Source organism: Streptomyces sp. NEAU-W12 (genome assembly GCF_026242095.1).
Lineage (GTDB): Bacteria > Actinomycetota > Actinomycetes > Streptomycetales > Streptomycetaceae > Streptomyces.
In genome coordinates, this window is the sequence record NZ_JAPJDM010000007.1 from 191,171 (window position 1) to 203,718 (window position 12,548).

Annotated in this window: 1 protein-coding gene (cut by both window edges); it reads right to left on the reverse strand. The window is 73.5% G+C overall.

The whole window is internal to an SDR family NAD(P)-dependent oxidoreductase gene (locus ORI94_RS11195; RefSeq protein ID WP_266074325.1) on the reverse strand: the coding sequence, 17,778 nt in all, runs 3,926 nt past the left edge and 1,304 nt past the right edge, and what appears here is coding positions 1,305-13,852, spanning codon 435 (partial) through codon 4,618 (partial); the first complete codon in reading order (the gene reads right to left) occupies window positions 12,545-12,547. Both the start codon and the stop codon lie outside the window.

The following is a 12,548-nucleotide window of genomic DNA, read 5'->3' on the forward strand; positions in this document are numbered from 1 at the left end:
GGTCGGTGAAGTTCGCTTCCGGGTCGATCTCGTCCTCGGCCAGGTACAGGGCCTCGGCGAGGAGCGCGGTCAGCTCGGCGGTGAGGGTCTCCTCGTCCGGGCCCGCGACCGGGGCCACCGCCGGAGCCCGGACCGGGGCCGGGGCGGGTTCGGCGGCCCTCTCGTGGACGGTGAGGGCCCCGGACGGCACGGAACTCCGCGTGGGCGCCTGCGCGGCGCCGCCGAGCGGTGCGAGGCCGATGCCCCGCGGCTTCGACGTCACGCCGGTACCGGACTGCACCGTGGTACGGGCGGGCTCGACCGCCCTCGCCTTCGGCGCTTCCGGCACCACCGGGGCGAGCTTCGCCGCCGGGGCGGCCTTCTGCTCCCCGCCGGGCTTCGGCGCGGCGCCGGGCTTCGCCGCAGTACGCGCCGGGACGTCCGTCGCGCTCTCCTGACGGGCGCTCCCCGGAATCCAGGACCGCTTGCGCGCGAAGGGGTACGTCGGCAGCGCGACGCGGCGCGGCACAGTCGCGTAGCAGGCGCGCCAGTCCAGGCTCAGCCCGTTGACCCACAGCTCCAGGAGCTTGTCGAGCTTGCGCTTGCGCAGCCAGGCGTCGACGACACCGGCCATGTCCTCGTCGTCGAACAGCGACGACACGGCGGTCGTCGAGCGCTGGGCCTTGCCCCGGTACAGCCCGGACGGCCCGGCGGCCTCGCCGTTCTCGAGGTGGGCGCGGAGCCCGGCGACGAACTCCGCCACGGACCCGGCGACGAACGCCAGCCGCTCGTCCATGTGCTCGCGCCCCACCTGGAGCGTGTACGTGATGTCGGGCAGGTCGGCCTCGGTGATCCGCTCCTCCTCCGCCCAGTCGAGCAGCCGCTGGGCGGACTCCCGCAGCTGTTCGGCGGTCCGCGCGGACACGACCACGACGGACGACAGCGGGTCGGCCGCCGGCTTCGGGGCGGCCGTCTCGGCCGGTGCGTGCTCCGAGACGATAACGTGCGCGTTCGAGCCGCCGGCGCCGAACGAGGAGATGCCCGCGATGCGGGGGTACTCCCGCACCCGGCCGTCGGCCGTGGTGACCGTCGGTCGCTTCCACTCGGCCGCCTCGCGCTGCACCCGGAAGGGCGTCTCGGCGAAGTCGATGTGCGGGTTGAGGACCTCGGCGTGGAGCGAAGGCACCAGCTTGCGGTGCTGGAGCTGGAGCAGGACCTTGGTCAGCGCGGAGATTCCCGCCGCGCTCTCGCAGTGCCCGATGTTGCTCTTCACCGAGCCGATCGCGCAGAACTGGCGGTCGTCGGTGTCCCGGGAGAACGCCTTGGTCAGGCCCGCGATCTCGATGGGGTCACCGAGTTCGGTGCCGGTGCCGTGCGCCTCGACGTAGCTGACCGTACGGGCGTCGACGCCGGCCCTGTCCAGGGCGGACGCGATCGTGGCGGCCTGGGCGTTGGGGTTGGGGACCGTGTAGCCGTTGGTCCTGCCGCCGTGGTTGACGGCGGTGGACTTGATGACGCCGTAGATCCGGTCGTCGTCGGCGATGGCCCGGTCGAGCGGCTTGAGCAACACGGCACCCACGCCCTCGCTCGGCACGTAGCCGTCGCCGCCGCTGCCGAAGCTCTCGCACATGCCCCGGCTGGACGCGAACCCGGTCTGCCCGAGCAGCAGGTACTTGGCGGGGTGCAGCGACAGGTTGACCCCGCCCGCGACCGCCACCTCGCAGTCACCGACCCGCAGGCTCTGGCACGCCAGGTGCAATGCCGTCAGCGACGAGGAGCACATCGTCTTGACCGTGACGCTCGGCCCGTGCCAGTCGCAGAAGTACGAGACGCGGTTGGCGATCGAGGCCGAGTTGCCCGGTATCACCTGGGGGCTCTCGACGCCCTGCCCGCCGACGCCGTAGAGCTGGTACTCGTCGTGCATCACGCCCACGAACAGGCCGACGTTGCCGTCGACGCCGTTCGAGCGGTACTCGCGCAGGGCCTGCCGCGTGTACCCGGCGTCCTGCAGTGTCTCGTAGACGCACTCCAGGAACAGCCGCTCCTGGGGGTCGACCACCTCGGCCTCGCGGGGCGAGATGTTGAAGAACTGGGGGTCGAACCGGTCGATGTCGTCGAGGAACCCGCCCCACTTGCAGTACGTCTTGCCGGGCTGCGAGGGGTCCGTGTCGTGGTAGAGGCTGTGGTCCCAGCGGTCGCTGGGGATCTCGACGATGCTGTCCCTGCCGTCGGACAGGTTGCGCCAGAACTCGCGCAGGTTGCGGGCCTGCGGGTAGCGCCCGCCGAGACCGATGATCGCGATGTCGGCCGCGGGCGGCACGGCCGCCGCGGGGGCGGCCGCGGAAGCGACTCCCTGAGCGGGCGCTGTGAACGCCGCGGGCGCCGCGGTGAGGGCCGCCCGGGGCGCGGGCCCTGACACCGGCGTCCCGGCCACGGCCGTGGCGGCTTCGGCCCCCAGCAGCTCGCGCAGGCGGGTCTCGTGCGCGGCGAGGAAGTACCCGGCCAGGGCGGTGATGTTCTGGTACTCGAAGAAGAGCGTCTTGGGCAGGCGTCCGAAGACCTCCTCCAGCCTCGCGGTCATGGTCAGCGCCATCACCGAGTCGATGCCGTAGCGCTCCATCGGGAGGTCGGCGTCGATGCGCTGCCACGGCACCTTGAGGGCCGTCGCGAGCAGCGACTTGACGTAGTTGACCGCCGCCGGTGCCAGGTCGTTCTCCTGCGGCGTCGGTGTTGCCGTCCTGCTCTCGGCGCTCATGGGTCGTATGTCCTCGCTCGGGTGCTGTGCCTTGAGGGCGCTTCGGAAGGCCGCCACGTCACCCGCGACGACGAGCACCTGGTGGTGGCTCGTCCGCAGGCATCGCGCGAAGGCTTCGAGCCCCGCCTCGCGGCGCAGCGGGGTGATGCCGAAGCGCTCGCGGAGAATTTCCTCGCTGACGGCGTCGGGGCGCATGCCGCCCTCGGCCCACAGCGACCAGTTGATCGAAAGGGTGCGGCCGCGGCGCTCGCCGCGGGCCACCAGGCGCTGCCGGTACTCGGCGTAGGCGTCCATGAAGGCGTTCGCCGTCGCGTAGTCGGCCTGGCCCATGTTGCCGGTGACGGCGGCGCCGGAGGAGAACATCACGAAGAAGTCGAGGTCCACGTCCCGGGTCGCCTCGTCGAGGTTGACCGTGCCGGTCACCTTGGGCGGCAGTACGCGGGCGAATTCCTCGCCCGACTTCTTGAGGATGAAGTTGTCCTCCCGCACCCCGGCGCTGTGGATGACGCCGTCGATGCGGCCCGCCTCGCGCAGGGTGTCGGCGACCAGGGCGTCGACACCGGCCCTGTCGGTGACGTCGAGCCGTGTGTACGAGACCCGCGCGCCCGCTTCGCGCAGCTCCGCGAGGAACCGGCGCGACCGCTCGGACTCCGGGGAGCGGCCGGTCAGTACGAGGGTCACGCCGTCGACCTGTCCGGCGATCTCTTCGGCGAAGATGCGCCCGAGGCCGCCGAGGCCGCCGGTGATCACGTAGACGCCGCCGGTGCGCCACGGGGAACGGGGCCTGTCGGCCGCGCGGTCCTCGTCCCACACGACCACTTCGCGCCGTCCGCCCCGGTAGCGGACGGTCGCGTCCTCGGGGCGCAGCCGCTCGGCCGCGAGGCGCGCCCGCAGGGCGGCCACGTCGTCGTAGTCGTCCACGGCGACGACCTGGCCGAGGATTCCCGGGTTCTCCTGGCGCGCGCTCCACACGAGCGCGCCCAGGCCGGACAGGGCCGCGGCCTGTGGCCTGTCCCGCACCACGACTTGCACGAGCGTCTCGGCACGCGGGGTGTCGCGCAGGATCGCCTTCGTCTTCTCGAAGACCTGCAGCGCGTAGTCGGCGTAGCGGCCGTCGGCCGTGGCCGCCGGCGAGGTCAGGACCAGCACCTCGCACGTCGGGTCCGAGGCCAAGGCGTCCGCGAGCGCCCCCTCCTCCGCGCAGACCAGCGCGTGCTGCGGTCCGCCCGTGCCCCGCGCGGGCTTCGGCAGCTCGTGCCGCTGCCAGCGCGGGAACAGCAGGATGCCCGCGTCATCCGGCGCGCCGCCCCCGCCCGCCGCGGCCGCGGCCCCCCGGGCCGCGGCGGGCGCCCCCTCCGCGGCCCCGCCCCGCGGGGGGCGGGCGGGGGGCGGGGGGGGGGGGGGGGGGGCGCCGTCGGCGGCGGCCCGTACGGAGAAGCCCTTCATGCGGACGCGCACGCGGCCCGTGTCGTCGCACAGGTCGAGGTCCAGGCGGCGTACGGAGCCGTCGGACGCCCCGTCCGCACCCTCGCGGACCCAGACCCACATGGTGTCCTCCAGGGCGCCGAGCACCTCGACGCGCTCCACGGCGAACGGCAGCAGGGGGCGCGAGGCGTCAGCGGTGTTCCACAGCACTCCCAGGGCGGCCTGCAGGGCCGCGTCCGTGAGTCCCGGGTGCAGCAGGTAGCCGTCCCGCTCCGGCCGCGCGGCGGCGGGCAGTACGAGGCGGGCCAGCGCCTGGCCCTCGCCGACGAGGACCCGTTCGACACAGCGGAACGAGTCCCCGTACTCGATGCCCGCGGCCCCGAACGCGGTGTAGACCTGCTCGGCATCCAGCTCGCGGGCGCCGCACTCGTCGCGGAGCCGGGCGATGTCGATGTGGTCCGCGCGATCGGCGGCACCGTCCGCGAGCGGGACGACCGAGCCTTCACCGTGGACGGCCAGGGCCGCGTCGCCCGCGGTGTCCGACGCCGTCGCGAGGACCTCGAAGTGCGTGGTCAGCGCGTCGTCGCGGCGCAGGCTGACGTGCAGGTCGCGCGGGCCGTCGCCCACTTGGAAGGGGCGGGCCCAGACCACACCGGTCAGCGCCAGCCCGGTGGGCGGCGTTCCCGAGGCGTCGGCCACCGCGGCCAGCGCCAGTTCCAGGTGGGCCGCGCCCGGCAGGACCTTCTCGCCCCGCACGCGGTGGCCGGTGAGGAAGTCCTCGTCGCCGGTGAACGTCGAGGTGTAGCGCTGGGCCGCGAACCCGGACGTGTTGCGGTGCAGCAGCGGGTGCAGCACGCCGGCCGACGCGCCCGTCGTACGCGGCTCGGGCTCGACCCAGTACCGCTCCTCGGCGAAGGGGTACGTCGGCAACGGCAGGCGAAGGGGTGCGGGGCCGGTGTGGAGCGCGGCCCAGTCGATGGCGCAGCCCTCCGTCCACGCCTGCGCGAGCCGCCGCAAGTCCTTGGCCCCGGTCCACGTCCGTACGAGCTCCTGCTGCCGCTCGTCGTCCTCCTGGCGGGCCAGTAGGTCCGGCGTCACCCGGCCGCGCACGGGCGCGCCTTCGTCCACCCGGTCCAGGTGCGCGCTGAGCCCGCGTACGACCTCCGAGAGGGAACCGGCCACGAACGCCAGCCGCTCCTCCATGGCCTCCCGGCCCACCTGGAGGGTGTACGCCATGCGCGCCAGGTCGGGCCGGGGCTCGTCGTTGACGAAGGCGAGCAGGTTCCCGGCCAGGTCGTCCAGCTGTTCCCCGGTCCTGGCGGACAGGGCGACGACCACGGGTTCGGCTCCGGCCGGGGCGCCGTCCGTCCCGGCGCGGTACTCCTCCAGCACGACGTGCGCGTTGGTCCCGCTGAACCCGAACGAGCTGACGGCGGCGCGCCGCGGGCGGCCGTCGGACGGCGTCTCCCACGGCTCGGGGACCGTGACGACGCGGAAGGGCGAGTTCTCGAAGTCGAAGTGCTCGTTGGGGGACGCGAAGTTGAGGGACGGCGCCAGCGTGCCGTGGCGCATGCTCAGCAGCACCTTGTGCACACCCGCGACGCCGGCTGCCTCGGACGTGTGCCCGATGTTGCTCTTCACCGCTCCGATGGCGCACGACCGCGCGGGGACCCCCGACTCGCCGTACACGGCGCCCAGCGCGGAGAGTTCGATCGGGTCGCCCAGCTTCGTGCCCGTACCGTGCATCTCGACGTAGCCGATGGTCGCGGGGTCGATGCCGTGGCGGTCGTAGACCGTGCGGACGAGTTCCATCTGGCTGGCGACGCTCGGCGCGGTGATCCCGTTCGTCCTGCCGTCCTGGTTGATGCCGGACGCGGCGACGACGCCGTGGACGTGGTCGCGGTCGGCCTCGGCGTCACTGAGGCGCTTGAGCACCAGGGCGCCGACGCCCTCGCCGGGGACGAACCCGTCGGCGCTGTTGTCGAACGTCTTGCACCGCCCCTCCGGGGAGAGCATCCCGGCCTGGCACATGCCGACATAGGTGTCGGGGAGCAGGTAGAGCGAGACGCCGCCGACGAGTGCCATGTCGATCTCGCCGCTCAGCAGCGCCTGCCGGGCGAGGTGCAGTGCGACCAGCGAGGACGAGCAGGCCGTGTCGACGGCGACGGCCGGGCCCTTGAGGTTGAGGTGGTAGGCGATGCGCGAGGCGGCGATGGCGTTGCTGCTGCTCGTCGCGGACGCGGTCGTCCCCGCGCCCCCGAACACCAGGAAGCTGTACTCGCTGCCGCTGATGCCCAGGTAGACGCCGCATTTCTGGGAGGCGAGGGACTGCGGGTCGTGTCCGGCGTCCTCGAACGCACGGTACGCCTCCTGGAGGAACAGCCGGTGCTGCGGGTCGATCCCCTCGGCCTCCAGCGGGGAGATGTTGAAGAAGAGCGGGTCGAAGTGGTCGGCGTCCGCGAGGTAACCGAGCCACTTGGAGTACGTCTTGCCCTCCTGGCCGGGCCTGGGGTCGTAGTACCGCGAGACGTCCCAGCGCGACGGTGGGACCTCGGTCACGCAGTCGCGTCCGCCGCGCAGGTTGTCCCAGTAGGCGTTGAGGTCCGCCGCTTCGGGGTAGCGCCCGGACATCCCCACGACGGCCACCTTGTCGGCGTCGCGGGCGGCGGATGCGGATGCGGGTGCGGGTGCGGGTGCGGGTGCGGGTGCCACGGGAGCGTTCGCCGCGGGTGCGGTGCCCGCCACAGGCGCGATGCGCGCGACGGGGTCGGGGGCCGCGACGGGCCGGGCGGCCCGGACCGGCTCGGGGGCCGCAACCGGTGCGACCGGTGCGACCGGCTCGGGAACGGGGGCCGACTCCACCAGCGTCAGCAGAAAATCGGTGAGCTTGCGCACCGTGGGGTGGTCGTACAGCTGGGTGGCCGCGAGCGACGTCCCGTAGTTCTTGTTGAGGACCTTCACCCACTCCACGCCGACGATGGAGTCCATGCCGAGTTCGACGAAGTTGCTGTCGGCGGCGATGTCTTCGGCGGCGAGGAACAGCACGTCGGAGAGGCTGTCGCGGACGCCCTCCAGCAGTACGGTCCTCGAGACCCGGGGACGGGCGGGCGCGGGAGCCGCGACGGGCGCGGGGGCCTCGACGGGCTGGGCGGCCGGAGCGGGCGGCGTCGCCACGGGTGGGGCCTTCACGGGGGTGGGCGCGGCCAGTCGGCCCCGGACGAAGTCCGCGAGTTCACGCACCGACGGATGGTCGTAGAGGTTCGTGGCGGCGAGGCTGGTCCCGTACTTCTTGTTGATGGCCTTGACCCACTCCACCCCGAGGATGGAGTCCAGGCCCAGGTCCATGAAGTTGCGGCCGGGGTCGATGTCGCCCTCCGGCATCTGCAGGACGTCGGCGAGGCCGCTCCGCAGCTCCTGCCGCAGCTCGCCCACGGCCTTCACCGCGACCGCCGGCACGGTGGCGGGCGCGGGCGCCGCCACCGGGGCGGCGGGCGGCGGAACCGGATCGGCCGGAGCCACCTGAGCGACGGGGGCGGCGGGCCGCGCCCCCAGGGCGGTCAGCCGGACGTTCCTCGGCTTGGCGGCCGTCGGCAGCGACGCGGCCGGCGCCTCGGCCGGGTTGCGCAGCGTGATCCGGCGGCGTCCGGCGACGGGGCCCGAAGGCCCCTCGGCGGCCTGAGCGGCTGCAACGTCCTCAACGGGCTTGTCGGGCCATGGTCGTGTCACTGCGGGGTTCTCCCGGTTCACCCAGTACACCTTGCGCGAGAAGGGGTAGCCGGGGACGGCCACCAGTTGCGGGTCGTCGCCCGTGAACAGTGCCCGCCAGTCGGGGGAAGCGCCCCGGCAGTACAGGTCAGCGAGCTCCAGGAGCACATCGTGGTGCCCGGTGGTGCCCACGTCGGCGAGCCGCGCGAACAGCGCCTCGCTCTCCGCGTCACGCGGCCGGTCCCTGCGGTCGCCCGGGACCTCGCCGGAACGGACCCCCGCGTGCCGCTCGCCGCGCTCGGCGGCGCCCAGGGCGGTGACGGCCTCGTCGAGGTCGCCGACGACGATCGCGCAGCGGTGCTCGAAGTGCTGCCTGCGCTCCAGCAGGGTGTGGCTCACGTCCGTGAGGGAGACGGCGTCACGGTCCGCGCTCCGCAGGGCCTCGGCCAGGTCGCGGATGCGGTCGCGCAGCGCCCCCGCGGTCTTCGCGGACAGGGCCAGCAGCCGCGCGGGTGCCTCGGCGGGCCGCGCCGGGCGTGTACGGCCCCGGTGACTCTCCACGATCATGTGGACGTTGGTGCCGCTCATGCCGAACGAGTTGACGGCGCCGAGCCGCGTCCCGGCCGGGTTCTCCGGCCACGCCCTCAGGGTCTTGTTGACGTAGAAGGGGCTCCGCTGCCAGGCGATGTAGTCGCTGTCCTGCTCGCAGTGCACGCTCGGCGGGATGACGCCGTGGCGCACCGACTGCACGAGCGCGATCAGGCTGACGATGCCGGAGGCGGCCAGCGTGTGCCCGACGTTGGGCTTGGTCGAGGTGAGCGCGCAGAACCCGGTCCTGTCCGTGTGCTCGGAGAACACTTCGTTGAGCGCGTTGACCTCGACCGGGTCGCCGAGGCGGGTGCCGGTGCCGTGGGCGACGACGTGGCCGATGTGCGCGGGTTCGATGCCGTGCCGCTCGTGGACGGCGCGGTACAGGCGCGCCTGCGCGGCACCGTTGGGGGCGGTGATGCCGTTCGTACGGCCGTCGTAGTTGATGCCGCTGCCGCGGATCACGGCGAGGACGTCGTCGCCGTCGGCCTCTGCCTGCGACAGGCGCTTGAGCATCACGACGGTGATGGCCTCGCCCAGCACCATGCCGTCCGCGCGCCGGTCGAACGCGTAGCAGGCACCGCTCGGGGAGAGCATGCCCGCCTTGCTCGTCTCGGCGAACACCCGGGAGGACGCAGCCAGGTTGACCCCGGCGACGACGGCGGCGTCGCACTCGCCGTTGCGCAGGCTGGCGCACGCCTGGTGGGCCGCGACCAGGCCCGACGAGCAGGCGGTGTTGACGGCGAGCACGGGTCCCGTGAAGTCGAGCAGATAGCCCAACCGGGAGGCCAGGATCGCCTCGTGGTGCCCCGTCAGGGTGCCTTCACCGCCGCCCAGGTGCAGATAGTCGCCCTGCTCAGCGCCGACGAACATGCCGATGCGCTCGTCGCGCAGCTTCCGCTCGCCGTAGCCCGCGGCTTCCAGGACGTGCCACGCCTCCTGGAGCAGCAGGCGCTGGCGCGGGTCCATGGCGCGCGCCTCGCGCGGCGATATCTCGAAGAAGGACGGGTCGAACTCGCCGATCCCGGGGACGAAGCCGACGCGGGCCGTCGCGGGATCCGGGGCCTGCGGGTCGCTCCAGTCGGCGCGCCGGTCGTCGGGGACGGCCGACAGGACATCGCGCCCGTCCGTGAGGATCCGCCAGAACTCCTCCACCGTGCGGGCGGCCGGGAAGCGGCCGGTCATGGCGATGACGGCGATGGGCTCGGGCACGGACTCCGGGCCCGGCGCGGCCGTGGCCGCGGCCTGCGCGGGAACAGCTGCCGGGGCCTCGGCGGCGGTCGGTGCAGCCTCGGCCGTGGACTCCGCCGGGTAGCGGTCGCCGAGTCGGTCCGGGTGTTCGGACACCAAGTGCACCGCCAGCATCTCCGGGGTGGGGTGGGAGAAGAACACCGAGGGGACGATGTCGACGCCGAAGTGCGTGGTCATCGCGTTCGCGAGCCGTACCAGGGTGATCGAGTCGAATCCGAGCTGGGCGAGGTTCTCGTCGGCGTGGATCTGGTCGCGCGGCACCCGGACGGTCTCGACGATCAGTGTTTCCAGGTCGGACAGGACGCGGGCGGCGAGGTGCTCCTGGACCGGCGTCTCGGCCTGCGCGGGGGGCGCGGGGGGCGCAGTGGGCGCAGCGGTTCCAGCCGCTTCAGCCGCTTCCGTGGTCCCTTCGTCGATCCCGAGCAAGCGGCGCAGCCGCTGCGGTTCGCCCGTCATGACGAGCGCCTGCGGCACGCCCTGGCCGATGAGCCGTTCGAAGAGCCTGATACCTTCGGTGTTCTCCAGCAGGCGCTGGCCGCTGGAGGTGAGGTACAACTCGGTGGCCCGCGTGTCGTCGAAACCCATCTCGCCGTCGCGCCACAGCGGCCAGTTGACGGCGACGGTCGCGCCCGAGCGCGCGCCCCGGCGGACCAGTTCGTCGCGGTGGCAGGCGTACAGCGTCTGGAAGCGGTTGCCGACAGCGTAGTCGCAGCCGCCGAAGTCGCCGAGCTGCGCGGAGGACGACGAGAAGTAGCAGACGAAGTCGAGGGGCTCGTCCGCGAGGACCTCGTCGAGCACGAGCGTGCCGTCCACCTTGGCGGCCAGCAGGCCCGGGAAGGCGCGGGCCTCACCGGTGAGCACGCTGCCCGTGCCGGGGGTCCCCGCGGCGTGGATGACACCGTCGATCCCGCCGAAGCGCTCGTGCGCCGCGCGGACGACCTCCCGCATGGCCCGCCGGTCGGCGACGTCCGCCTGCGCGTAGTGGACCTCGCCGCCCAGCGACTCGAGCCGGGCGATCCGCCGCGCCCGGTCCTCGTCGAGGGGCGAGCGGCCGGTCAGCACCAGCCGTGCCGAGCGGGTGCCGGCGAGGTGCTCGGCGAACAGCAGCCCGAGCGCCCCCAGGCCACCGGTGATCAGGTAGGTTCCGCCCTGCTTCAGCAGGGCGTTCCCGGCGCCCGCGGCGACCGGGCGGACCCGGCTCACATGGCGCGTCCCGTCGCGGTACAGGGTGCTCACGGGCTCGGCGAGTCCGGCGCTCAGGCGCGCGAACCAGTCGGCCATGGGCGTCCGGGCGCTCGTGCCGGCGGTGTCGTCGAGCACCGCGGCGAACCGCACGCCGGGCAGGACCTGTCCGAGGGAGCGTTCGAAGCCCAGCCAGGACTCGGCGTAGGCGCGCTCCGCCCCGTCGCGGAACTCTCCCGCCTGCAGGACGTACCGGACGCCCGTCTCCACCGTCGCGACGGCCTGGAGCAGGTGAACGGTGTCCGTGTAGGAGCGCGGCCCCGCCCCCTCCTCGACCGGCCAGAGGTTCAGTACGCCGTCCACGGCACCGAACCGCTGGCGGATCTCGGTGAAGACGCGGATCCAGTCGGCCCGCTCCCCCGCGTCCACCGCCCAGCGGCGCCGCGCGGCGTCGTCGGTCGCCGGGGTCCGTGAGACGAAGACGAGCGTCGCCCCGGGGTCGGTCTCACCGGCGGCCCGTTCCAGCTCCGCCTGGTTCGCCGGGCCGGAGCACAGGAACACCAGGGTCCTCGGTCCGGCGTCCTGGCGCACCGGAGCGGGCGCGGGCTCCCAGTACTCCTCGAACACGTGGGCCCCGGAGGCGTCCTGCCGCAGGGCCCGGGTGGTGGCGGAGGTGTCGATCCAGTGGCGCTCCCTGGCGAACGGGTACGTCGGCAGGGCGATGCGCGGCGGCGTCCCGGCGGCGTACAGCACGGACCAGTCGACGGCGGCGCCCCGCACCCACAGGTCCACCAGCTCGGTGGGACCGCCAAAGGGTCCGGCGTCGACGGCGTCGACGCGGCTCTCGGCGCCCTGGACCGCCCGGCCGCGCGCGATGCCATCCTCCGTCCCCGCGACGAAGTCCCGCAGCCGGGAGGTCAGTTCGGCCACGGAGTCCGTGACGATGCCGAGCCGCTCCCGCATGGCCTCGCGGCCGGTCTGCGAGGTGTGGGCGAGCGAGGGCAGGTCGGCGGCGGACAGCCCGCGCGCCTCGATCCAGTCGGCCAGGTCGGCGGCCTTCGCCCGCAGCCGCTCGGCGCTGCGCGCGGAGAGCACGACCGCGACGGGCCCCTCGTGGGCGGGGGCGGCGGGCGGCTCGGCCCGGTACTCCTCGACGACCAGGTGCGCGTTGGAACCGCCCGCGCCGAACGACGAGATTCCCGCGATGCGGGGGAACTCCCGTTCCTCCCCGTCGACGACCAGCGCGGGCCGCTTCCACTCGGCGAGCGTCTGCTGCACGGAGAAGGGGCTGTTCGCGAAGTCGATGTGCGGGTTCAGCTCCGCCGAGTGGAGCGAGGGCGCCAGCTGCCCGTGCTTCATCTGGAGCAGCACCTTGGTGAGCCCGGAGATGCCCGCGGCGCTCTCCGCGTGGCCGATGTTGCTCTTCACCGAACCGATCGCGCAGAACTGGTTGTCCTGGGTGTGCTCCCGGAACGCCCGCGTGAGCCCGGCGATCTCGACGGGGTCGCCGAGCGAGGTGCCGGTGCCGTGCGCCTCGATGCAGCTCAGCGTGCGCGGGTCGACGCCCGCCTGCCGCCAGGCGTCGGAGACGGACCGGGCCTGCGCCTGCGGGCTGGGCACGGAGTACCCGTTCGTCCGGCCCCCGTGGTTGACCGCGATGCCC